Annotated in this window: 26 protein-coding genes and 2 pseudogenes; 7 read left to right on the top strand and 21 right to left on the bottom strand. The window is 51.0% G+C overall.

The annotated features are described in order from the left end of the window. Positions 1–90: 90 nt before the first annotated feature. Positions 91–411: a carboxypeptidase-like regulatory domain-containing protein gene (locus ACQ86N_RS10525; RefSeq protein WP_431215115.1), complete on the bottom strand. Its 321-nt coding sequence runs from the start codon at positions 409–411 to the stop codon at positions 91–93. A gap of 228 nt (positions 412–639) precedes the next feature. Continuing rightward, positions 640–3,084: a TonB-dependent receptor domain-containing protein gene (locus tag ACQ86N_RS10520; RefSeq protein ID WP_431215114.1), complete on the bottom strand. Its 2,445-nt coding sequence runs from the start codon at positions 3,082–3,084 to the stop codon at positions 640–642. Between the two features lie 168 nt (positions 3,085–3,252). Here ACQ86N_RS10520 and ACQ86N_RS10515 point away from each other — a divergent pair, with 168 nt between their 5' ends. Then, positions 3,253–3,885, top strand: coding sequence for a circularly permuted type 2 ATP-grasp protein (locus ACQ86N_RS10515; RefSeq protein ID WP_431215113.1), 633 nt, complete (start codon positions 3,253–3,255; stop codon positions 3,883–3,885). Then, positions 3,873–4,364, top strand: a pseudogene (locus ACQ86N_RS10510) (circularly permuted type 2 ATP-grasp protein); the annotation flags it as partial. The gene ACQ86N_RS10515 and the pseudogene ACQ86N_RS10510, both read left to right, overlap by 13 nt. Here ACQ86N_RS10510 and ACQ86N_RS10505 read toward each other — a convergent pair. Next, positions 4,347–4,472, bottom strand: coding sequence for a hypothetical protein (locus ACQ86N_RS10505; RefSeq protein WP_431215112.1), 126 nt, complete (start codon positions 4,470–4,472; stop codon positions 4,347–4,349). The pseudogene ACQ86N_RS10510 and the gene ACQ86N_RS10505 sit on opposite strands and share 18 nt — an antisense overlap. A gap of 73 nt (positions 4,473–4,545) precedes the next feature. Here ACQ86N_RS10505 and ACQ86N_RS10500 point away from each other — a divergent pair, with 73 nt between their 5' ends. Genes ACQ86N_RS10500 through ACQ86N_RS10485 form a run of 4 tightly spaced genes read left to right on the top strand, consistent with a single transcriptional unit; the run spans position 4,546 to position 7,589 of the window. Next, on the top strand, positions 4,546–5,739 hold the full coding sequence (locus tag ACQ86N_RS10500) for an alpha-E domain-containing protein (protein WP_431215111.1): 1,194 nt from the start codon (positions 4,546–4,548) through the stop codon (positions 5,737–5,739). Then, positions 5,696–6,316 carry a transglutaminase N-terminal domain-containing protein gene (locus tag ACQ86N_RS10495; RefSeq protein WP_431215110.1) on the top strand — a complete coding sequence of 207 codons (621 nt, stop codon included), beginning with the start codon at positions 5,696–5,698 and terminating at the stop codon, positions 6,314–6,316. The genes ACQ86N_RS10500 and ACQ86N_RS10495 overlap by 44 nt, the downstream gene beginning before the upstream one ends. After that, entirely contained in the window at positions 6,213–6,521 is a 309-nt protein-coding gene (locus ACQ86N_RS10490) for a transglutaminase-like domain-containing protein (RefSeq protein ID WP_431217352.1), read from the top strand. The genes ACQ86N_RS10495 and ACQ86N_RS10490 overlap by 104 nt, the downstream gene beginning before the upstream one ends. A 51-nt stretch (positions 6,522–6,572) precedes the next feature. Continuing rightward, entirely contained in the window at positions 6,573–7,589 is a 1,017-nt protein-coding gene (locus ACQ86N_RS10485) for a zinc-binding metallopeptidase family protein (protein WP_431215109.1), read from the top strand. Here ACQ86N_RS10485 and ACQ86N_RS10480 read toward each other — a convergent pair. The 5 genes and pseudogenes from ACQ86N_RS10480 to ACQ86N_RS10460 form a co-directional block, all read right to left on the bottom strand. Continuing rightward, a complete protein-coding gene (locus tag ACQ86N_RS10480) occupies positions 7,564–8,250 on the bottom strand; it encodes a transglutaminase family protein (RefSeq protein WP_431215108.1) in 687 nt (228 codons plus the stop codon). The two genes, ACQ86N_RS10485 and ACQ86N_RS10480, sit on opposite strands and share 26 nt — an antisense overlap. Beyond that, positions 8,216–10,669: a transglutaminase family protein gene (locus tag ACQ86N_RS10475; protein WP_431215107.1), complete on the bottom strand. Its 2,454-nt coding sequence runs from the start codon at positions 10,667–10,669 to the stop codon at positions 8,216–8,218. Before ACQ86N_RS10475 ends, ACQ86N_RS10480 begins: the two co-directional genes overlap by 35 nt. Next, positions 10,650–10,925: a transglutaminase N-terminal domain-containing protein gene (locus tag ACQ86N_RS10470; RefSeq protein WP_431215106.1), complete on the bottom strand. Its 276-nt coding sequence runs from the start codon at positions 10,923–10,925 to the stop codon at positions 10,650–10,652. The genes ACQ86N_RS10475 and ACQ86N_RS10470 overlap by 20 nt, the downstream gene beginning before the upstream one ends. Positions 10,926–11,043: 118 nt before the next feature. Continuing rightward, positions 11,044–11,220 (bottom strand): annotated as a pseudogene (locus ACQ86N_RS10465) (hypothetical protein); the annotation flags it as partial. Positions 11,221–11,412: 192 nt separating this feature from the next. Further along, a complete protein-coding gene (locus ACQ86N_RS10460; protein WP_431215105.1) occupies positions 11,413–11,685 on the bottom strand; it encodes a hypothetical protein in 273 nt (90 codons plus the stop codon). A 375-nt stretch (positions 11,686–12,060) separates the two neighbouring features. Here ACQ86N_RS10460 and ACQ86N_RS10455 point away from each other — a divergent pair, with 375 nt between their 5' ends. Then, entirely contained in the window at positions 12,061–12,210 is a 150-nt protein-coding gene (locus tag ACQ86N_RS10455) for a hypothetical protein (RefSeq protein ID WP_431215104.1), read from the top strand. Between the two features lie 178 nt (positions 12,211–12,388). On the opposite strand, the gene ACQ86N_RS10450 is transcribed toward ACQ86N_RS10455, so the two are convergent. From ACQ86N_RS10450 to ACQ86N_RS10390, 13 genes are all read right to left on the bottom strand, one after another. Then, positions 12,389–12,637, bottom strand: coding sequence for an RNA recognition motif domain-containing protein (locus ACQ86N_RS10450; protein ID WP_431215103.1), 249 nt, complete (start codon positions 12,635–12,637; stop codon positions 12,389–12,391). A 7-nt stretch (positions 12,638–12,644) separates the two neighbouring features. After that, complete coding sequence (locus tag ACQ86N_RS10445; RefSeq protein WP_431215102.1) at positions 12,645–12,887, bottom strand: short-chain dehydrogenase; 243 nt, start codon at positions 12,885–12,887, stop codon at positions 12,645–12,647. A gap of 61 nt (positions 12,888–12,948) precedes the next feature. Then, complete coding sequence (locus tag ACQ86N_RS10440; RefSeq protein WP_431215101.1) at positions 12,949–13,179, bottom strand: hypothetical protein; 231 nt, start codon at positions 13,177–13,179, stop codon at positions 12,949–12,951. A 198-nt stretch (positions 13,180–13,377) separates the two neighbouring features. Next, positions 13,378–13,863 carry a Type 1 glutamine amidotransferase-like domain-containing protein gene (locus tag ACQ86N_RS10435; protein WP_431217351.1) on the bottom strand — a complete coding sequence of 162 codons (486 nt, stop codon included), beginning with the start codon at positions 13,861–13,863 and terminating at the stop codon, positions 13,378–13,380. A 223-nt stretch (positions 13,864–14,086) separates the two neighbouring features. Further along, entirely contained in the window at positions 14,087–15,142 is a 1,056-nt protein-coding gene (locus ACQ86N_RS10430) for a serine hydrolase domain-containing protein (RefSeq protein ID WP_431217350.1), read from the bottom strand. Positions 15,143–15,400: 258 nt separating this feature from the next. Continuing rightward, complete coding sequence (locus ACQ86N_RS10425) at positions 15,401–15,703, bottom strand: hypothetical protein (protein ID WP_431215100.1); 303 nt, start codon at positions 15,701–15,703, stop codon at positions 15,401–15,403. A 24-nt stretch (positions 15,704–15,727) separates the two neighbouring features. Further along, positions 15,728–16,627, bottom strand: a complete 900-nt coding sequence (locus ACQ86N_RS10420) for a helix-turn-helix transcriptional regulator (protein WP_431215099.1) — start codon at positions 16,625–16,627, stop codon at positions 15,728–15,730. After that, complete coding sequence (locus ACQ86N_RS10415; protein WP_431215098.1) at positions 16,624–17,031, bottom strand: rhomboid family intramembrane serine protease; 408 nt, start codon at positions 17,029–17,031, stop codon at positions 16,624–16,626. The genes ACQ86N_RS10420 and ACQ86N_RS10415 overlap by 4 nt, the downstream gene beginning before the upstream one ends. Next, a complete protein-coding gene (locus tag ACQ86N_RS10410; RefSeq protein ID WP_431215097.1) occupies positions 16,938–19,124 on the bottom strand; it encodes a ThuA domain-containing protein in 2,187 nt (728 codons plus the stop codon). The genes ACQ86N_RS10415 and ACQ86N_RS10410 overlap by 94 nt, the downstream gene beginning before the upstream one ends. Before the next feature lie 71 nt (positions 19,125–19,195). Continuing rightward, entirely contained in the window at positions 19,196–20,635 is a 1,440-nt protein-coding gene (locus tag ACQ86N_RS10405) for a CehA/McbA family metallohydrolase (protein ID WP_431215096.1), read from the bottom strand. A gap of 2 nt (positions 20,636–20,637) precedes the next feature. Continuing rightward, complete coding sequence (locus ACQ86N_RS10400) at positions 20,638–22,164, bottom strand: TonB-dependent receptor domain-containing protein (protein ID WP_431215095.1); 1,527 nt, start codon at positions 22,162–22,164, stop codon at positions 20,638–20,640. Further along, the gene (locus ACQ86N_RS10395) at positions 22,119–23,366 is read right to left on the bottom strand and encodes a TonB-dependent receptor (protein ID WP_431215094.1); all 1,248 of its coding nucleotides are present in this window, start codon (positions 23,364–23,366) and stop codon (positions 22,119–22,121) included. Before ACQ86N_RS10395 ends, ACQ86N_RS10400 begins: the two co-directional genes overlap by 46 nt. An 81-nt stretch (positions 23,367–23,447) precedes the next feature. Continuing rightward, complete coding sequence (locus tag ACQ86N_RS10390) at positions 23,448–23,798, bottom strand: DUF4974 domain-containing protein (protein WP_431215093.1); 351 nt, start codon at positions 23,796–23,798, stop codon at positions 23,448–23,450. Positions 23,799–23,813 lie beyond the last annotated feature (15 nt).

The raw sequence follows: 23,813 nt of genomic DNA, 5'->3' as shown, positions 1-23,813 counted from the left end.
TGGGGTTCCAGTCGGTAAGGTCTGCACTGATGAACCCCGTTCGGTCGTTACGTAGTGAATAATCGACGATGCCCCGGTCTGAAAAACGGATTATTGCTGCAAGGTAATTTCTCCTACATCAGTAGCCTTCTTTTCATTGACAACTACTCCTTCCTTTTCAAAATTCTTATATGGAGAGACGGCTTCTATCACAAGTTTGTAAGTGCCGGGTTTTACTTCACCAATTTCAAAAGCACCGTTTCGAATATTCGTTCTCATCGTGTCCATTCCCGAAACAACGTACGCCGAAGTTGCTGCGGCCGACGGGCTCACTGTTCCCTTGATGGAGCCATTTTTAAAAGTAGTAAAAGCAAATAGAGTAAATGCCATCGCTAAGCCTGATGCAAGGACCGTTATTTTATTCGTTTTCATATAAAAATTTTAAACGTGAGTGAATTAAGCTGACTAATTGAGCGTTTGGCCAGCCGCTTATTTTTACGAAATTCAATAACTATGCCACCAGCCAGTATAAATGTTTTTTGCAGCACTAACCAGGAGTGGTGTGGGGTTTTTAATGCACATTTTGCGCTACCTATACCTATTTCTCCCGGGGGGTTCAGCAAAGTTGGCATTTCAGAGAGCCAGATCTTCTGCCGTTGATCAGAATTTCGCACCCAACGTAAAATAGACAGACCTCCCATCACCCGGTAATACACCCTTACCAAGATAAACCAGCGTTTCGGTCCTTCGGGTGAAGTATCTATTATCAGTCAAATTATTTATGCCAATTCTAATATTGCAATGGTCAAGAAATTTATAGCTCATGGCGAAGTCCATCACCTTATAGGACGGCACATATCCCACACTTGGATTCTTTTCGGAGCCAGGCGTATTGTTGGCATCTGACCACAATCCGCCCACAAAGGAATAATAAACTGTGGCAGATATATTCCTGACCGTGCCGTTTATTCCGGATCGGCTAACATATTTCGGAGCATCTTCCAGAGTTCTCCCGCTCAGATTAACTTTTCCGGACGTCCCGCTCAAATACTTTGCATCGTTATAGGCGTAGGATGAAAATATCGAAAGGTCGGAGTTGAAGTTCTCATCTTTGAGATTAAGCAAATGAATTTCCAAATAGGCCTCCACTCCTCTGGTTCGCGCATTTCCCGCATTGGTTGTATACGAATAGGGATTCCCGGCATTATCTGATAGTGTTATATTTCCTATTCTGTTCCTATAATATAATTCAAAGGCACTCACATCAAAGTTCAATATATTCCCGATCTTTCCCCTTATTCCAATATCTGCATTGTGCCCTTTTGCATCCTTCAAATTCGGGTCTATCACTGCCGTGGTTGAGCCGATTATAAGGTTCGAAAAAAGGATCGGCCGATAGGCCTGGGAATAATTCGCATAAAATTCCGCACTCCTGGCAATTTTGTATTGCGCCCCTATTCCACCAAGCAAAATATTTCTGGAAGTTGAAAGTGAAACGGGACGAAAATCGTTATAAACGCTGTATAGGGTTCCGTTTTGCGTTGTATTAAGATAATCATACCTGATACCAGGGGTGACGGACAGCCTATTGGTAATCCTGAAAATATTTTCCAGAAATGCAGCATAGTTAACCGTTCTAAAAAGAAGGTTAATACCGTAATCACCAGTCATAGTAAGATCAAAATCAGTTCCCGTGGTTCCCACTCCGCTTTGTCTTCTGTCTGTTGAGATGTTTGAATATTTCACTCCGCCCGACAATGCGCTTTCGTTACCGAACAGGTTGTATTTTCTTATCACCCGAACATCAACAGTATAGCTCTGATAGTAATCCCGGTTGATCTGCCTCTGCGCGTAGGAACCCAATGTCTTTATAATAGTGTCCGCGTTTGTCGCCAGATTGGGATTGGCGATCACCATATTTCTTTGTCCAAACAAACTATACGCTTTAACATTCAACTGCGTCCTGGAATTTATGGAATAATCCAATTTCAAGGAAAGTAAATTAATTATGGGATTAAAATAATTCCTGCTTCTTGTTGCCTGACGCGGGTTGGCGGCGAACATTGAATCGGTAAGCCCACCAGCAAATTTCTGCACATAGCTTTCCCTTGAATATTCGACAGCAATATCCATTTTGTCCGTCGGATTATAATGCAAACTTCCATAACCATTCAGGAAATTATAGTTGGAATTGGGACGCCATCCGTCGCTGCTGCGATAATTAAAGTACCCGTAGTAAGTAAATTTTCCCTTTCTCCCTCCCAATGCATTGAATGAATTGAACGTATTGAACGATGCGAAAGTTTGCTGAGTTTCAAACTGCAATACTTTAGCAGTGTCGGGTTTTCTAATTACATAATTAAGCATGCCGCCAAACTGAGGTCCATATTGAAGAGCGGCAGATCCCCTGATAATTTGGATCTCCTGCACAGCCTCCAGTGGAGGATTGTACATTGCTTCAGGATAACCGTATAAATCATTATTAACATTGTAGCCATTCTGATTCACATTGAATTCCCAGGATCTGTGAGGACTTAACCCTCTTGCAGCCACACTCGTTTGGGTACCCGAACCGTCCAACTCCCAGGAAGTGATACCCGGTACTCTGGCAAACACATCTCTGGCTTTATTCTGAGCAAGATCTGCATTCATGCTGTCAGGAAGCAGCACTTCATTCTTCTTACCCGAATAAATAGTTGTTCCAACGATTTCAGGTAATCGGGCAATATTCGTAAATCTGCCTTCTCCATACACCTCAACCGATGGAATTTCAAAAGCGCTGACCTGAAGCGCATAAGAATATTCGACAGTCTCATTTTGTTTTACATAAATATCCCGTTCAATAGTTTGATAGCCTATGTGCGAAATAACAATACGGTAGCTGCCGGGCGCGATGTTACCGATGCTGTATTCACCCTTGTCGTTTGTGGTCGTGTGGAAATTTGTTTTATCAAGGACAATATTCACATGAGCCAAACTCGTTCTTCCATAGTCGGTAACGCTGCCCTTAATACTGCCTGGCGACTGAGAATTTGCATTTTCCACTAAGCAGAATAACAGAAGAATCGAATAGAATAGGTTTGGTTTACTAACAAGTGCTTTCATTCCTGTTCGTTATATTTACAAATATATAACGATGCCCGAACAAACTGGCGTTTTTTGACTATTCGTTCATAACGGTTTCTTCCCCAAAATCCCTATTTTTAGCCTCATGGACCATTTCGCTGACCAGGCTGGACTGCATGAGGGAATAGGGGGACCGCGAGCGGCGGGATGCCTCCGCACTGGGCGGAGTTTTTTCAGTCCTATGGTCGGCTGGGCAGCGCAGAGATCGCCGGCCGCAACGAAGACCTCACCCGGCTGCTACGGGAGAACGGTGTCACTTATAATATTTACGGTGATCCCTCGGGCCTTAACCGGCCCTGGCAACTGGATATCATCCCTTTCCTGATCAGCAAGGACGAATGGCCCTACATGGAAGCAGGATTGCTGCAACGGGCGCGCCTGCTAAACCTCATCCTCGAAGACATCTATGGCGACCGGCGGCTGATCCGCAATGGAATACTGCCCTTCGAGCTTCTTTACAACCACCCCGGATTCCTCCGCCAGTGCTGCGGCATCCGACTCCCCGGCCGCCAGCACCTCGTGATGTACTCTGCCGACCTTGCCCGAAGCCGCGACGGCCGCCTATGGGTAGTGAACGACCGTACCCGGGCGCCCTCGGGGTCCGGCTACGCCCTCGAGAACCGCACGGCGATGACGCGTGTCGTACCCGAACTCTTCGACGGCCAAAAAGTGCGGCATCTGGCCCCGTATTTCAACGCCCTGCGGGACGGCCTGAACGGGCTCGCCCCCGTCAGCCCACCCAATCGAGGCAGCCAGCCGCTCCACGGATCGTCATTTTAACCCCCGGTTCCAGCAACGAAACCTATTTCGAACACGCCTACCTTTCCTCCTACCTCGGCTTCACGCTCGTACAGGGCAACGACCTCATCGTAAAGGACAGCTACGTCTGGTTGAAAACGATGGGCGGCCTCGAACGGGTGGACGTTATCCTTCGCCGCGTGGACGATATCTATTGCGATCCCCTCGAACTGAAAGAAGACTCGCGCCTCGGCGTCCCCGGACTCCTGCAGGCCGTCCGCGACGGCCATGTCAGCATCGCCAACCCCATCGGCAGCGGCGTGCTCGAGAACCCGGGAATGATGCCCTTCCTACAGCGAATGGCCCGTTATCTTCTGTCCGAAGACCTCCTTATCCCAACCATCGCCACCTGGTGGTGCGGGCAGCCCAAAGAGATGCAGTATGTGCTGAACCACCTGCCCGCCCTCGTCATAAAAAAGATCGCCCGCAATCCCGCAGGCAGCTCATCCATCGACGGCGCCGCACTCTCCGCCGCGCAGTTGCAGGATCTGAAGGCGCGGATCCTCGCAAACCCGGCCCAGCTTCGTCGGCCAGGAGAAGGTAGATATATCTTCGACGCCCGCCCTCATCGGCGGAAAGATCGAGACCCGGAAAGTCCTTTTCCGCAGCTTTCTCGTCAGCAGCGGAGACGGCTATGTGGCGATGGCCGGCGGGCTGTGCCGCACCGGTTCGGAGTCGGGGAGTTTTATCATCTCCAACCAATCCGGCGGCATCAGCAAGGACACCTGGATCCTCTCCCCGGAGCCGGACCGTACCCTCACTGCGCTGAAGGTACCCCCCGACCGAATCGCAGAAACGGAAGAGGAAATGCTACCCAGCCACGCCGCCGAAAACCTGTTCTGGGTAGGCCGTTATACCGAACGGGTGCTGGGCAACGCCCGCTTCCTGCGAACCGTCATGCAATTCCTCGCCGAAGGCAACAAGCTGAACACCGAAAACAACCAACACACGGAGAAAAGCCTGCTCGTGGCCCTCACCCAATATACCTACACGTATCCCGGATTTACAGGGCCGCAAAGCCAGGCTAAATTCGCCAATCCCTGGACGGAACTGAAAGAGGTACTGCTGAATGAAAGAAGGAACGGAAGCCTGAAGTTTAATTTCCTGCAGTTGCAGCGGGTCATCCACGAAGTTCGTGAACACTGGTCGACCGATACCTGGCGAGTCCTCCGTACCATGGAAGAGGAAGCTGGCCCAGGACATCCCCTTTCACATCAGGGCCACCTCCGCATGCTCCATACGCTGGATAATCTTATCACCTTCATCGTAGCCTTTATCGGCCTCAACCGAGAGAGCATTTCCCGCGAACAGGGATGGATCGTACTCGACATCGGCCGAAAGATAGAGCAAAGCCTGTTATTGCTTTCGATGCTGAAAACCACGCTGGTGGTCCGAAACAGCGATCTCGTCGACTACAATCTGCAACAGAGTGTGCTGATGAGTCAGGAGAGTCTTGTCAATTACAGATACAAATATCGTCGTCCGATCGATCTGCGGCTGGTGCTGGACTTCCTGTTGTTCGATCCCAACAATCCCCGGAGCCTCACCTATCAGGTGGACCGGCTAAATGCACATCGTAAAAATCTGCCCGAAGCCCGGACGGGTCATGCCCTGGCGGAATACGAGCGGATCATCGTAGAAGCCAACGCCCTCCTGAAATCATCTGATAAGGATCAGCTCACGACTTTGACCGCCGATGGGAACAACTATCATCTGCTTGACGATTTCCTGTCCCGCATGAGTCTGTTGCTGGCCACGATCCCGGATGTGATCTCAAAAACCTATTTCAAACATGAAGTACCTCATTTCCCATCAAACGACGTACACCTATCATGAGCCGGTGAGCGTATGCTACAACCTGCTACGGCTGGTGCCGCGGAATACTCACCGGCAATCTTGTACTTCGGTGGCAGTAGAGATCCATCCCGAACCCGATACCTTCCACGAATACGAAGACTTCTTCGGCAACAAAGTCATCTATTTCTCCATCGAAAAAGAGCATGCGAAACTGTCGGTGAGAGTGTCTTCCGAAATCGAGCAGCGGATGGAGGCCGCGGGAGATCCTTCATTGGAACAGGATGCCGATATCGGTGGCTATCTCTTCGAAACCCCGATGACGGCCGCCAACGACGATATCGCCGCCTATGCGCGGGGATCCTTCCTGCCCGGGAGACCCGTGCTTGAGGCCGCGGGTGATCTCATGCACCGCATCTATACGGACTTCCGGTTCACCCCGGCTTCACTACCGTCTCTACGCCGCTGGCGATGGTCATGCGCGAACGCAAGGGGTATGCCAGGATTTTGCGCACCTGGCGATTGCCTGTTGCCGATCGGCCGGTCTGCCGGCTCGGTACGTCAGCGGCTACATCGAAACGCTCCCGCCGCCCGGGGTCGAAAAGCTCATCGGCGTTGACGCCTCGCATGCCTGGTTCAGCGTCTATATCCCCAATCTGGGTTGGGTGGACTTCGACCCTACCAACAATCTGCTGCCGGCGGAGCAGCATGTCACCATTGGCTGGGGCCGGGACTACGCGGACATCGCACCGATGCGGGGAATCCTCCTCAGCAGCGGGACACACGGATTGTCCGTGTCGGTGGATATGAGAAGAGTGGAGTAAGGCAATCCCCGTGGTACAATTGTTGCTCCTCCCAGGTTCCATAACCTCATCATGAAAGTATACACCTGCAACAACTGTCATAACCCCCTGTATTTCGAGAATAGCATCTGCCTGAATTGCGGATATGCCGTGGGTTTCGACCCCACCGCGTTGACAATGCTTACGCTCGAACCGGAATCCGGGTACAAATACTGCAGGAATGCGGAATACGCGGTCTGCAACTGGCTGATTCCCGCCACTTCAGAATCTGGTTTTTGTATTGCCTGCACGTTGAACCGGGTGATCCCTTCGCTGGAAGACAATGCAAACCGGCTCCGGTGGAAGAATATGGAAGTGGCCAAACACCGGCTAATCTATTCTCTGCTGCGGTTACATTTGCCTTTCGAGGTAACCTGTCCCGGAAAAACCGAATCCATCATCTTCGATTTTATGGCCGATTCCCCCAATGGCGAACACGTCATGACGGGTCATGACAACGGGATCATTACTATCAATATTGCCGAGGCCGACGAGGCGCAGCGGACGCGGAACAAACAAGACCTCGGCGAACGGTACCGGACCCTGCTGGGGCATTTTCGCCATGAGATCGGCCATTTCTATTGGGATGTGCTGATCAGGGACAGGCCCGTCATTGACAAATACCGCCAATTGTTCGGCGACGAACGCAAGGACTATTCCGCCGCTCTGGCCACCTATTATTCGAATGGGGCGCCGGCCGATTGGGACCAGCGCTTTGTGAGCCCCTATGCGACGTCACATCCCTGGGAAGACTGGGCGGAAACCTGGGCACACTATTTACATATGATGGATACGCTGGAAACTGCCTGGTCCTTCGGCATCTCCGTCGACCCAGTGGAATTGGACGAATCGGCGGGGATCAGCGCCAGCATCCCGAAAGATCCCTATAAGATGAAAGACTTTAACCGGCTGATCCGACGGTGGCTGCCGCTCTGTTTTGCCGTCAACAGCATGAACCGGAGCATGGGGCATCCCGATTTTTATCCATTTATTCTTTCCAGCCCGGTGATAGAAAAACTCCGGTTTATCCACGGCCTCGGAAACGCCTGAGGTCCAGCGTATGCGGATATTCTTTATTGATCTCTTCCGGCGGGGGATCACAGGGAAAGGGCAGCCGGTCCTGTTGAATATATCGCCGCAGCGCGGACAGGTCGGGTGAAGGCCGGAGCACGTCCTGCTGAAAAGAGGTGGTGTCGAAGCGATTACTCCTTCTGGACTCGGCCTCGTAAGCGTTCACGGGAAAGGCGTCATAGCTGCGGCCGCCGGGATGCGACACATAATACGTACAGCCACCGATGGCCCGGCCGTTCCAGGTATCCACGATGTCGAAAGTTATCGGTGTATCGATCCCGATAGTCGGATGAAGTGCCGAAGAAGGCTGCCATGCCCGATAGCGGATCCCACAAACATATTCTTCTTTTACACCCGTAGCTGTCAGCGGGACGCGGCGCCCATTGCACAACAAGACGTAGCGGTCGCCATTCCAGCCGCTGACCTTTACCTGCAGCTTTTCTAATGAGGAGTCCACATATCGCGCTGTTCCCGAGCCGGACATCTCTTCCCCCAACACGTTCCAGGGCTCGATCCCCATCCGGATCTCCATCGTAATGCCCTGCAGGCTGACAGTGCCATACCGGGGGAAACGAAACTCAAGGAAGGGATCGAACCAGCCGATGTCAAAAGGATAACCGGCTTCGTTGCAATCGGCCACCAGCTTCCTGCAGGTCCGCCCGGACAAATTGCGGAAGCAGGAATTTATCGTGAAGTTTGGTTCCCCAGCGCACCAGACCATGTTTGTAGGGCTTCCGCCAGAATTTGGCGATCAGCGCCCGGATGAGGAGCATCTGCACCAGGCTCATCTCCTTATGCGGCGGCATGTCGAATGCGCGGAACTCGAGGATGCCCAGCCGCCCGGAAGCGGTATCGGGCGAATAAAGTTTATCGATACAAAACTCGCTTCGGTGCGTATTGCCGGTGATATCCGTCAGCAAATGCCGGAAGATGCGATCGACGAGATAGAACGGGATAAAGTCGCACTCGGGCACCTGGCTGAAGGCGATCTCCATCTCGTACAGCTTCTCGCTCAGCCCCTCGTCCACCCGGGGCGCCTGGCTGGTGGCGCCGATAAAGGCGCTGGAGAAAAGATACGAGAGGCCCGGGTGATGCTGCCAGTAGGTGATGAGACTTCGCAGCAGATCGGGTCTGCGCAGCAGCGGACTGTCCGCGGGCTTCGAGCCGCCGATGGTGATATGGTTGCCACCGCCGGTGCCCGGTATGCCGGCCATCCAGCATGAATTTTTCGGTGCCGAGACGGGATAAAAAGCCTGCTCGTAGAGGGTGCCGATGTTGTGCGTCAACTCCTTCCAGTTGTTGGCAGGATGGATATTTACCTCGATGACACCGGGGTCGGGGGAGACTACGAGCCGTTCGATGCGGTAGTCTCTTGGTGGCTCATACCCTTCGATGCGGACCGGGAGATTCAGTTTTTCCGACGTGGCCTCGACCGATGCGAGGGCATCGAGATAATGTTCGAGGTAATCCATCGGCGGGAGGAAGATATATAGGATGCCGTCCCGGACTTCCGCGCAAAGGGCCGTGATGATCGTCTCCGTGAATTGCATCGTCGATTGCCGGCCGATCGTTTGCTGGAAAGGCTCGGCCGGCCCGCCATAGCGGGCATTTACAGCCGTTCGGTAATCCCCCAGCGGCGCCAGCTCTTCAAAAAGGCTACGCTCGACTCGTTGCGCGGCGTACTCTTTGGCGACAAGGGGAAGAGAATCCAACGGCAGCCGCAAGCCGATGGGCGAGTTGCCCGGCACCAGAAAAAGCGCCTCCCGGTGGAGGATCCATTTTGCGCTTTTCCATTTACCGCGATCATAATCCCATTTCAGCGGCAGCGTATAACCCGCAGGAGCACCCGGGTTGGTGTCCAGCAGCCGGTAGAGCGTCCGGCGTTCGAGCGGGTCTTTCCAGTTGACCCGGGCAGGATCGATGTTGACGGGCATTTTCCCTTCCGTCCATAAGAGGTAAAAGGGGTCTTCGTATGCGGGACTGCTATTTTCTTCGCTCACGCCGAGGTGATCGGCCAGGGCCTGGATGAACCGGCCCGCATCCGCCTGAGTATATCCCCGGCATGTTCTTTCATGGGCGATCAGCCGGTGGTTCTTCCACAGCGGGACATGATCTTTCCTCCAGAAAAGGCCGTATTGCCAGCGGGGGAGCGGTTCACCGGGATACCATTTTCCTTGTCCATAGTGGACCATCCCCGCCGGCCCGAATTGCTCGCGAAGCCGGAAGAGCAGGTCATGGGCCAGGAGTCGTTTCTCTTTGCCGTCGGCATCGGTGTTCCATTGCGGCGACTCCATATCGTCGATGGACACAAAGGTGGGTTCCCCGCCCATGGTCAGCCGCAGATCGCCGGCCAGCAGATCTTCGTCGACCTTGTAGCCGGTGGCATCGATGGTGGCCCATTGTTCCGGGGTATAGGGTTTTGTTACGCGGGGGTCTTCGTGGAGGCGCGTGACGGTATTGGAAAAGGAGAAGCGGGTTTCGCATTCTTCGGTGGCGCCTACTACGGGCGCGGCGCTGACATAGTGCGGGGTGCAGGCCAGCGGGATATGGCCTTCCCCGGCAAACAAGCCCGACGTGGGGTCCATCCCTACCCAGCCGGCGCCGGGAAGATACACTTCCGTCCAGGCATGAAGATCCGTAAAATCGTTCTCCGTTCCCGACGGACCATCCAGTGATTTAACATCGGCCGTCAACTGGACGAGGTAGCCTGAGACAAATCTCGCAGCCAGCCCCAGCCGCCGCAGGACTTGCACCAGCAACCAGGCGGAGTCGCGGCAGGAACCCAGCGCCCTGGTCAATGTCTCTTCACAGGTTTGGACCCCAGCCTCCATGCGGACGGTGTAGGCGATATCTTTGTTTAGTTGTCGATTCAGATAGACGAGGAAGTCGATGATGGGTTTTGGCGTTCGGTCGACCTTGTGTAGCCACTGGTCGAGCAGCGGTCCGCCCTCTTCCATCTCCATATAGGGAACGAGTTCGTTTGCCAGGTGTTCTTTGTAGGCGAAAGGATATTTTTCGGCATAGTCCTCGACGAAGAAATCAAAGGGATTGATGACCACCAGATCGGCGATGACCGCTACCTCGATGTCGAGTTCCCTGGTCTTTTTCGGGAAATACCACTCTGGCCTGGAAATTCCCGAAGGGATCCTGCTGCCAGTTGATGAAATGATCTTTTGGCGAAACCTTGAACGAATACGCCTCGATCGGAGTGCGGGAATGGACTGCCGGCCGCAGGCGGAACACATGGGGTGATAAGGCAACAAGCCGGTCGTAGGTGTAGGTGGTCTTGTGATTGATGGCTATCCGTATAGACATAGATCGGAGCTATTTTGAATGAATAGCAAGCAATCATTTCTGAAGATAGTCAAAAATCAGGAAAACCGGAACTCTCTCAACAACAACAAATCTCCACTATACCGGAAGATGTTTTATATCAAACTGCCAATACCTCAACGTAAGCGTTCATGAAAAGAATATGATTCAATTTTCTGATCGCGCTTTTCGCGTGCAGCATGTCCATTTCAACAAATCCACGGCAAAGAGACCGTCCGGTCTTCTCGTCCCGCTCAATATGTGAAAGCTGCACGGCGCCGAAAGGCAGGAACAAACGGGCAAGTTGATGAGCTCGTCGTCATTTCGCTTAAATTGCCAATATAGATCTGCATAAGATAAAATTTTTATGGAGGAGCTTATATGTGCGAGCTGACGATAGGGAAACTGGCAGATCAGACAATAAAACACCGAAGGCTACTGTAATATATCAATAAATGCCGACACCGGCAAATAATACTTGTGTGCCGGGTCATTCCGGCGCCTGATACTCTTCGCCTCGCTCGAATGCCGCAAATGCCGCGCGGGCCTCCTGCAAAATATCATCCGGCAGCCTTTCCATCTTCAGCTTATCCCATGAAATAGCAGCGGGCGACAATTGATCGAGGTTTTTATAATGATTTCGTAAATAGTCGCGCTGTTCCGAAGGCCACCGCGGTTGTTCCTTTTCAAAAAAGCTAATAAATTTTGCGTCGACCTGTTCGAGATTTCTCTTCAAGAGTTCGATACCTGTGTATTTTGTCATAATTTAAATTAACATCAGTTCCGCCGCTCATATTCTCCGACAGCAGGACGTGCCGATACCAAAAGATGTTCAGAACTGTGATGGTTGAAGTTTTTATATTGAGAAAGTCAAAACGGAATTAAAGAAGCTTGAAGATACGAACTTCAAAATAAAGCAGCGATATTCATTTAATAGGGCTACATTACATCCATCACCACTCCTTAGCGGCGACGATTTCTTTTCAGCATAAGGTTTTTAGTAAATAGTTTAAAATGTTCACTTTTTAAAATGTTAACTATGAGACTTTCTGAGTTTATTTTATTGAATGAGCAAGAGAAAAAATCGACTGTCCTTCACAGAGGTGTCCTTCTCGCCAAGAGAAGCAGCTTCGAATCTATGGTATTTTTGTTTCAGCTCGGCAGTTATTATGTGGAAGCGTATTGCAATCCTGAGAATAAGGCCATCGAAGAGTATTGGGTGTTTGACAACATCGACTTTTTGGGGCCCTATTTGGACGCCATACCTCTCGATAACCTGCTGAACTGAGCGTAGCACCGATTCATGTGCCCTCGCCTTTGGCGGGGGCATTTTTATTTGGATCAGACGGACGACTATTGTAGATAAAACTTACACCCCTGGGGAGACAGGGCTGGGCATACTTCTGCCGGCAAGGGCAATGAAATAAGTATTGTTTTGATAAGAGAGAAATAAAATGCCGTGAGCCTTAATACAACTCCGCTGGAAGTTCGCTCACAGAAATGATCTTTCCATCAAAGACTGTCTTGTCAAGGGAAACTATCGCTTGCCTGGCCTGCGCCGATACCGGCATGCAGATTTCTCCGCTCCTTAGCGACCGGCCATTCAGGGAATTTCTATTCACAATCGCATAGTCGACACTGCCGTATTGAAAGAACAGTTTTCTTAATTCGGTGTCGGTGGTATTCAAACTGATATTGAAAATTCTGATATTCATGAACATCTTATTTGGAAGCGATCTTGACAAATTCCTGACCATTAAAAATCCGCGATAGATTTAAATCTTTTGATTGGCCATATTCCTCCATCTTGTTTACGGTTACGATACGCCAAAAATTCTTTTTCTTCAACTCTGCAAAGTCAGGCGCTTTTATAAATATACCTTCCACGGTTCTTGCTTTCAGAACGATCCTGGAGAAGTTATCCGATTGGGCACCAATACTACGCTCGATTTGATCAACGGTCATAATGAGATTTTTTATTATAAGGGCAAAACGCCGGGCTCAATTGCAGAACATATATTCAATGTCACACTGCTGCAACATCCACATAAGTGTTCATAAAAAGAATATTATTCAATTTCCTGATCGCACTTTTTGCATTCAGTGTATCCATTTCAATATAACCATAGCGAAGTGAACGTCCCGTCTTCCCGTCGCATTCGATATGAGAAAGTTGCACGGCGCCGAATGGCAGGAACAAGCAGGCAAGCTGATGAGCCGTCGTCATTTCGCTCAAATTACCAATATAGATCTGCATAAAACAAAATTTAATGAGGGAACTTATACGTGCGAACTGACGATAGGGCAAACAAGCAGATCAGACTATAAGGAGCCGATAATTTGCGGAAGGTACCACTTAATGTTGGTTCCAGCAAATATTACTTTTGTTTGAAATGTTTATCGTTAATGACATGGTCAGTATTCAGGTGCAAGAGAAAGAGCCCTTGGATCATATTCACGTGCGACGGTCAAACAACCTCCAGCGTCCCTCAGACACAATCCCGATTGCACCATCCACTACTTTAATCGCACTCTGGTCATCTATCGCATACACATCAGAAGTCAGCCTGGCAGCCCATTTTTCTGCATTAACCTCAGAAGCATCCGGAAAATTCTCGTTATTATAATGCGGGATCAAAGCAAAGTCAACCAACCCAGCTCCCTGCGCCGTAGCAATTATCCGCCTGATCTCTCCCTGAGGCGTATCGAATACAATATCTTCCGATGTGAGCGCACTATGGCTGCCACAGGGCGGGTTGCGATAGGTTTCTGCGAAGACGGAGGATACGGCCATGCTACCGGCGCTCACGCCCACATAGACCAGCTGTAGCGACTGCAAAAGATCCGCGAGTCCGGACTGCCGCATCCAGTACGAAAGGTACAGAACGTCGCCGCCCCACACCAACAGCGCGTCAGCTTCCTCTACCGCCGCGACCCAAATCTTTCTGTCGATACTGGGCAGCGCAGTGAGTTCCAGAGTAATTACCCATTACTGTTAGGGTTCAGTTGTTGACAACAACTTGCTCATTGTCAATTTTCAACAAAACTAGTCAATAGACAACAAAATCCCCAAAACACCCACGAATAGATTCGAAAGATGCCACCGACTTTCTCCCTGCACAAGCCAAAATTCGCCTTACTTGTGCCATTATAAATTTCAAAAATCATTTCCCCACAACCGCCGGTAAAACATATTCCGCCATCATCCTATCCACCTGCGGGTGCGCGTAAGGCATCCCGTAAGCCGTCGCGGTCACCACAATGACCAACGGCTGGTCGGCGAAGACGAAGATCTTATTGCCCCCATTGCCCGTGCAATACCAGGTCTCATAGTCTTTCCCGCTGACGCGGTATGCCTTGTTCCAGAAAAAATACCCATAGAACTGATCGGGTCCGTAGGGTAATGGGTGATATTTGGTAAAGGTCTTCCGCACCCATTCCGCGGGGAGCACCTGCTGGCCCTGCCATACCCCGCCATTCTTGTAGAGCTGACCATACTTCGCAAAATCCAGCGCCTTCAGCCGGATGCCGCCGGCTGTATTCGCCACATGCTGGGGAGTATACTGCCATTGATAGTCGCGTATCCCCAGCGGGCTGAATAATTTTAGATCGGCGTAAGCCTCGAGGCCGCCGCGAACATGGCTATTCAGAATATCACCGGTCAGCATCGCCCCGGCCGTAAAATAATGCCAGCGATCCCTTGGCCGCGTCGCGCTCAATGGCAGATCGAGCGTCCATTTCACCCAATTATCCTTGTCGTACATAATATCTTCATTCCCCGGCGAGTTACCGTCGTCATCATCCCCGTCAAACGCGGAGCACATCGTCAGCAGGTCCCGGATGGCCACCTTCTCCTTTTCCGGTGAATAATTTGCGTAGTCTTTGACAGCATAATAGTCTGATAGTGGCTGATCTTCGCTCTTCACATAGCCGTCCCGGATGGCCATCCCCATCATCGTTGAAGCGAAGGATTTTCCGACCGACCTCGGGTCATGCAGGGTCTCGCGCGTCTCACCGTTGAAATATTCCTCGATCAGGATCTTCCCGTTCCTGATCACCACGACGCTACTGATATGCTTGAAAATCCCGGCATCGATCAGCCCTTTCATTTCTTTGATCCTTGCGCTATCGTACCCTTCCGTCGACAACCCGAACCCATCGTACGGCATGATCGCGCTCAGTCGAACCTTCGACACATCGACTACCACCTTCCGTTGCACGTGCAATCGCAGGTCTCCGGAAGCAAGAACAGCTCCATGCAGGGTGTCTCTCCCAACCCGGACCCGAGGAACGGATCTCGAGCCGCAGCAGATGCGAGCCTTCTGTCAGCACGGAATCGCCGCCATTACGCGCGAACCGGAGCCAGAACCACTGACTCCAGCTCGCACCTTCATGCGGATAGTCTAGCAGTGGTTGCTTAAGAATGGTCGCCCGGTCCCTCACGGTCTCGACAGGTGTCCAGCAATCACTTCTATAGATCAGGCGGTGGTCGACAAAAGAGAGAACTGATAGCCCGCGGAATTACGTTTGAACAGGCTGTCGTTCGGCAGGCCCGGCGCAACGCGGTGAAGGTCATCCAGCAGGGAGCGCCCCATATTGGCGGTAAGAAAAAGGTCGCTATTGTTGGTGAGGGTATAATGCTGCAAATAATCCCTGGGTCGCAGCTGATTCGAAGGAATAGCGCGATCGGAAAAAATGATCTGTCCCTTGGGCGGCTGAGCCTGAGCAAAAAGCCGGACGGTCCATAGTTGTACGAAAACGAGGAATAGAAGGAAACGCATAGTATAACAGGTTAGGACCCAAATTTATACCCGCACCGGGAAGAAAAATAGAATATTCTTAACGTCCAGGCCAGAGCCGTCACCGCCCACCCCGCCAAAATGGGCGCGCGGGCCGCCAACTCCCATCAACCGCCTGTATTCCAATGGCGTCACCCCGTAATAATTCCGGAACGACCGGATAAAATGGCTTTGATCCGCAAACCCGCACTCAAACGCAATCTCCGTCAGCAACCGCTCCGGGTCGCACAGCAAGCGCATGGCGCGATTCACCTTCACCAGCCGCAGATAATCCCCGAGACCGGTATGAAAATATCGGGAAAATTCCCTTGAAAGGTGCGCCGGGTGGACATTCACCTCATTTGCCAGTCTCACCAGCGACCAATCCTCCGACCCGTCCCTAAACATTTCCCTGATCCTGCCCACCCAGTCCGGTTTCCGCGCCCCACCCCGCGCCTCGCGCATTTTTCCCAGGATGCCGAACAGCTGTGCCAGCGCAGCATCCACGCCCAGCTGCGCCCCTTGTCCCGAAAGCTTGGCCTCCCTAAAAATGGAATACATCTGACTCTTGATCAACGGATCAGCGAGCTGCATACTGCCCTCCGTCAGATTGGCGGGGATACCCAGCCGCTCATACCAATGATCGGTTAACTCGACGTGAAATCCGCGGGTGTATCGCTTCGATCCGATATTGTAGTGACGATCCTGCCAGTTATGGAAGAGAAGGTCCCCGGCCACGCATTCGTAAACTTCTTTGCGGTTTCCTTCACACACTCCGCCCTCCAGAAGAAAGGTAAAATAATCGTCCTCGTGAAAATGCCAGTCTACCCTACCCTGGCCATACACCGTGTCCGTCAGGGTCACGCCGTCCAACCGGATCAGGTCCGTCGTGTCACCATAAAAGAAGCCGCGCTGCGAACGTTTCATAGAGGAAATTTAGGACTTTCCGTACGAAATTTCGATCCCGGAGACAAAATCAACCCAATCACAAACCCGCTCACCAACCCACCGAGATGCGCTGCATTATCTATACTTCCCGTAAATCCCATCACAAGATTAAAACCGACAAAAATCAACGTGCTCCCAAGAAAAACCTTACTGAAATCCTTAGGGAAGACCTTCATCAAAAGTAACGCAAGGAATGCGCCATAAAGCCCAAAGATCGCTCCCGAAGCGCCGACGCTGACCGTCGCGGCGTGCCACCACAGACTCGCGATACTCGCAAGGATCCCCGTGATCAGGTAGACCATGGCAAACCGGATTTTCCCCAGTCTTGGTTCCAGAAAGATCCCAACAAATAAGAGTCCATACATATTCGCAAGCAAATGCATGATCCCCCCATGCAAAAACACACTCGTGACCAGCCTCCACCACTGTCCATTGCCCGTAGCAGGTCTGAAGTTCGCCCCCAGGCCAGTAAATCATCGCCCTTGAACGATACAAAACCCAGCCCCGCAAATACCATAATAATAAAGACCAAAATATTGATATCGATTATGATCGGCGTAATGAAAAAACCTTCCCTGGGAAGAAAAAACGACCAAAGTTCCCTTGCACTATCCGACCTTTCTTCAATCCCATTTTCGAATTTCTCCAGTGCGGAATCATCAAATTTCGGAATAGCTACCATAATTGACCAAATGGTCATTCCGATCGCCAGAGCGCCGAATATCCAGGCCAGCTTGTTTCCATTGCGTGCTTCGAATGGCTCATTTACCGGAATCAAAATAGCAGTCCCGTCAGTAGAGAAGGTTTTGTTATTTTTAACCGCGCTAATATACTCCTTATGGTCGTCCGTATTTCCGATCCGGTCAAGATAGACAAACTGATTGACGTCCTTCCTGTCAAAGTCCGCCTGGCTAGTATTCGCAAACGTCTGATAACGCGCTTCCTTCTCGTCCTTGTCGAGTCTGTTACTGATTTGCTCATGATACTTGATCCCATACCATGCCAGGCAACGATATTGCAACGTATCTTCCTCCGAGGAAAGGATCGGCAAGACCACGTACAAATTCATATTGAGATTTTCGCTGTGTTTGCCGGTTACCTCAAAGGAGGTCTGTACGCCAACATGAGCCTTGTCGATATAAAATTTGCCCAACGTATAATATTTTGTCTCTTCGTATTTTCCTATTTGTTCGATAGTGGTAAGTCGGGTGAGTTCGCCGGACGCCGTTTGAAGATACGACTGGGCGATACAGGTTGGTACAACAATCGCAAAGCCGGCAATCACCAAATACAACCCGGGAAGATCGGTTTTCTTCCTCTTCAGGTTCAATAATTTTATTCGGGGCCACAACCATATCAGTATAGGGATCCATGGAAGCGCAAGCGGTATCCAAATATTGATAACCTCTTCGTTTAGCGAAAACGCCCTCGTCTTAATGAATAAGACCCAATTTAAGAACGTATAAGCACCGACTACGCAAATGGCGATAATTACAAAAGGAACAAGGATCAGCCTTAGCTGTCGGGATGTATTTCTCATGGCATTCCAGGGCGCCTCCACCCGCAAACTAGTCCCCTCCGCCGTCGGAAAATTCCCGGGCACCGGATAACTCACTTCTCCCCTCGCCAGCCATTCCGTTGCCCGGATCAGCGTCGTCTGAAAGTCAATGGACCTATAGCTCACGGGGTAGACATCCCCCTTCCATAAATGCCCCATACTGGAAGCATACACCCTGCCCTTTCCATATCGGACCACCCAGTCAACCGGAAAGATCTTTCCCGTGACGCTATCGGTCGCCGCGGACAAGACCGTAATATTTTCCGCCGGACCGCGGGCATAACGGTAAAGTTCCATCGAAGCCGTTCGCCACCGCTGGGGATACCCCTGGTTGATCGGGTGCCTGGTCACGATATGGATCACCGCGTCAAATCTGGCTCCATGGTTGGTCCCTTCGCCCTGTCCCGGCGGTATCCGCGTGATATGATCGGCAGCGTCCAGCTGCAGCGCATATCCGAAATCTTTGGGCCGCCATCCCAATCCGATGATCGAATCGTATTCCGGCCAGGAAGCAAAGGCATTGTTGGCGGAATGAAGAACGTACAGACCGCCCCCTCCTCTGACATAAGCCTCCAGCCGCTGCTCTACCCTACGCGGCCAGCGCAATGCTGTGTCCTGGATATTGTTGGTGTTCTGGATGACGACGTCATATCGCTCGAATGCCGGGTCCCAGGACGTCCGGGATAGCGAGTCCACAGTATTCGGTGCCGTGGAAACCGTCACTTCAAAACGCCCCGTCTCCTCCAGGATACTTCGAACCATCAGGGTAGTCTGTTTCCAGTCATGATTGCTAAAGCCATCCACGATCAGCACGCGAATCACTCCCCCACCGGCACGCAACTGCCTGTAGTCCCGGCAGTATGTCTGCAGGGAAACTATCATCAATAGGCCAACAAAGGCAGCAGGATATAATTTCATGGTTAAAAGGCTTCCCGAATATAGGTAAAAATCCGGCGATCCACAGGCTATCCGGACAATCCGGGCAATAGCTATTCAAGATATACAGGGTTACCAACCAGAACCAATTTCCCATCCTTATCCCGGGCCTTGACATACACCGAATGCCTGCCACCCCCCGGCACCCATTTTACCGGAATTTTCTCGTCGTCCGACCGCAATTCTCTGGTCAGCGCCGCATCCGGCCTCCCATCAATGATAAATTCTATTCTCCCCCCGGAAAGCCCCTTCACATACGGCGTCAAACCAACAGTATCCGTGCGCCCAATCTTCACCGTCCCTCCCATATACACCTCTTTACCGGTGACGGACAAATCCAGAAAGCGATCCCTATTTCCTTCAAGATCTATAAAAACTCTTCCGCTCCTGATACCATCGATCAGCCCCTGCACCGACAACTCCTTCATATAAACTACTGTAGTAGGCTTTCCAATAGCTTCGGAACGATGGTCATCACTGCCTCCTATCGCGGTTACATGCTGCCCGCTGTTCAACATCTTATGCCAAAAAACCCAGCCCTGGACCGGCCCCTCGATACTGTACTTCATAGTGCTGCCATTCACTACTTCAACTGCAGCCACAACCCCATCCGGAATATTCTCTATTTGCCAGCCGCAGCCCATACATTCTTCCCCCGATGGGAGACCCGGATGGTTAATGGACAGGAGGCCCCCGCTATTGTTTACGGCATTCATCCAGCCCTTTGCCGCCGCATGGGTCGGAGCATCCATCCTGAAATCAATAAAATCCGCCGGGCCGAAAACGTTGGCATGTCCGTAAAATGTGGTGATCTCCCGTCCCGGTACAAGTAGTATTTTATCGAATGCCGGTTGTAACTCGCGCAGAGCTTCTGCCTGCACCACCGTATTGTGATCCGTCACCGAAATAAAATCAAGCCCCCCGGCAGTCGCGGTTTCCACGATCCTGAATACCGGACAGCCGACCTGATTTCCCAGCTGCGAGGCGCATTTGCCGTCGCTGTTTCCGGTATGCATATGAAGATCTCCCCTGTACCATCCCTCCGCAGCACGGATCGGCATGGAGGAAAATTCCGTGATCACGGGCCTGGTCTCTATAGTGATCCGCGCTTCATATTCCGAAACCACTCCTTCACGAATATTCGGGACGCCCAGCAACAGCGTCCATTTCCCGGCCGGAAGCGCTCCTGGCAAATACCCCGGAGTTGCATCTTCGGCGCTGATCGTAAAGGAGTTCCTGGCCCCGCCGCTCCACCCCCGGAAACGCACAGGATCCATAAGCCCGATATCGATCGTTGTGCGCTGGTCCTTTCCGTTATAGGAGAAAACTACGCTGATCCGCTTAACGCTATCGGGCAAAGAAAAAGACCTCTCAATATAAGTATGGAGGTCTTTTCTTTCAACTTTACCTTTTAAGATGATCACCTGACCGCGGGCGCTATCCAGCAAAAACAAACACAATAACAACAACCAAATACTGCCCGGCTTTTTCATAATTAGAACTTATATCTCAAAGACACTTTAAAACTTCTGCCGAACAACGGCCGCGCCAGGAATATATACTGACCCGCCGCCGCGCTCTGGATCTCGCCCTGACGAGGATTGCCTTCCGTAAGTCCCAGGGAATTAGTAAGATTATCGACAACCCCAAAAACCGAGATCTCCTTAGTGACATTTATCTGTGCATCCAGACTAACCAGCGTATAGGCAGGAAGTATCTGAGAGTTGGCGACATCCGTATAACGCTTTCCCTCGTATTCTATCGGGGCCTGCACGCGAATCCGGCTGTTAAAAAGATTGATTCCCGGAACGACCCTTAAAGAAGCCTGCGGTACCCTGATCAGCTTATTCCCGTTGTAATTGTATTTTTGAGTAAGCGTACCGCCGCTGGCCGCCTCCGCTACAAGACCCTGGTATTCTCCATGCTGCAAGGTCGCCGTTGCCGAAACATCGAACCATTTTACCGGAAACACACTGCCCTCCAGTTCAAGACCATAAGTATTCGTGTTGGCGAATGCATTCACCTGAGTGAAGCCATTTAGGGTACTCACCGTGTTGGTAAAACCGACGTTGTTGTACCTCGTATAAAATCCCGTACCATAAAAAGCGAATTCTCTGCGGGCGTATTTGAACCCGAGTTCACCCAGCTGCATCGTTTGGGTAACAGCCGTCGAATTGACATTGGTATAGTAAGTGGCAAATCCGGGAATACGCGCTGCGGACGTATATCTGGCGAAAAGACCCATATTGTCAGAAAGCTGATAGTCCGCCCCCAGTGTCCAGGTAGTGTAGTCGAAATGGTGGTTGTAACCCTGCCATACGCCGTTGCCGGTTGTTATCTGAGAAGTCGCGTAAGTACCCAGATTGACGACTTTCGATTGTTCCACAACGCCATCCGTCTGCGTATTTTCCCAGCGTACGCCTCCATCGATGCGAAACTTAGGCGTCAGCTGCCATTCATCACTGACGTACAGCGCATTGGTCGTCTGTTCTCCATTGGCATCCGCCCACTCGTATCCATACTGGGATACGCCATTATCGGAAAAGTTCTTCACTACCTTGCCGCTTCCATCCAGGGCAACAATATTCAGCAGCCTAGAATTATTTTGAACGTCCAGATACGCCTTTGAAGAATACCTGCTGAAATTTTGATTGAAATGTGCATAATAGTAGCCAAAGTTAAAATCGTGTTTGGAAGAACCCGTATAAAAAACATGCGAAAGGTGAAGGTCGTTGGCAACTTCCGTCATTGGCATCGTAATACCCCTTAACCCACCCTGAATGACAAGACCGTTGCCATTCTGATTAGCAGCATATGGTGTGCCGGTGGTTACATATTGAAATCCCAGCTGCGACGCGCCCGGAGCCTGCGACAAAAGGCCCGCCTGGGCCCTGTAAAACGAATCCGCCGTCAGTACATTCAGCGCAAACAGACCGTTCCGCTGCGTTTGTGTACTGCTGTAGCGAAACGCATTCTTCAGGATCCATCCTTCGGCAAATTCAGTCTGGAATTTGACAGACACCTGCTTCTGTTGACAGCCGTCCCGACCGTATTATCATAGTGGTAAAGACTGCTGTCCCCCTGGACCATATTCATTCTTTGCGTTTCGGCGCCGGCGATCGCCCCATAGTTGCCGTTAAAACCCGGTACCGCTACTATTTTCCCCTTGCTGTCATAAGTCATCGGATAATCGGTATAAAACACCACATCGTCGTTCAGCTGCTTAAAGTCGATATTAAAGGACGATTTCTCCCAGCTCTTGCCGAGAGAAGCCCTGATCTGCCCGCCATGATTACCGGTATAACCGGGATTACGAACCCCAGTCCCTGTACGGTAAAATCCTCCGGCAGACAGTTTCCAACCGTCACCAACCGGAGCACCTATCCAAAAATCCTCCCTGTTAAGCCTGCCATCTCCCACGGTCACCTTAAAGATGCCCTCCGTTTTGTCACCAACGGCACGCGGGATAAAGTTTACCGCTCCCGCCGGAGCATTCGAGTAAAACACAGAAGAAGGACCACCACGAACAACTTCGATAGACTGAATGGTCTCATCAAAACGAAACGCCTGGTCGGCATTCAGATAACCTAGAGCCGGGTCATGCTGTACAGGAACCCCGTCTTCCAGCAACTGGATCGATCCATAACCGTCCACCGGAACACCCCTGGCTCTGACATTACCGCTCGCCTCACCTCCGGTCGCCTCGACCCAAAATCCAGGCACCGACTTTAAAGTTTCGGTGACACTGGTAGGCCCTTGCAGGCTCAGCGCATTATAACCGATACTGGTAACCGAATAGCTCGTCTGCAGCTTTGTGCGATTTAAAGCACCTGCACGTCCAGTAACCACCACTTCGTTTAATCCATTTTCCACCGCCCTTAACTTGATGAGCAGGGATATATTGGCATCCGCCTTTATATCATATCCACTGATCGTTTGCGTTTGATAACCTACATGTGAAACAACAAAAGAGTATGGACCTCCCGCAGGCAAATTGTGAAACGTGAAAATACCCAGAGAATCCGTTTGTGTCGTAGCGGCCGCGCTGCTGCCCTGGCCTTTGGCAATAACAGAAGCGTAGGTAACAGGCTGTCCCCTTTCGTCATTTACCTGTCCTTTTATTTCATTGAAACTCTGCGCGTTGACAGCCAACTGGGCGTGGCAGCAGAGCGCCACTAAGAGAAGAAGTGGTAGCAGTTTGATTTTGGCAATTGGTGTGATCATACAATATTATACGCATTACCCCCGTCGTCCACGTACCGTTAATATTAACTTAATATGGATTGAGGCCGGGCCGCATACATATCAATTACTTATAATGTAATTATTCCCTTGTTTGTGCAGCCGGAAATTGTTGAGCAGCGCGATGCTCTGAAGTATATGGTCAAACGAATCCTTTTTATCTATTTTTCCAATAAAGGTTCGGTTACCTAGTTCCGCCTTGTCATATACGATCTTCGTATTGTAGATGATCTGCAACTGGTCAAATACTACATCCAATGGGTAGTTGTTGAATACATAGCAACCATCTTTATCTTTTTCCAGATGCAGAATATGGGATGCCTTATTTACTCTCCTGGATACAAAAACATCTCCGGGGCAAAGGTAAAATTCATTTTTATCGCCATGGGAAGAAGAATCGGAGAGCTTTACCATTACCTTCCCCTCATG

This window comes from Puia sp. P3 (assembly GCF_050632245.1).
Classification (GTDB): domain Bacteria; phylum Bacteroidota; class Bacteroidia; order Chitinophagales; family Chitinophagaceae; genus Puia.
The sequence above is the reverse complement of the archived record's forward strand: the minus strand, read 5'-3'. Positions and strand labels throughout refer to the sequence as shown.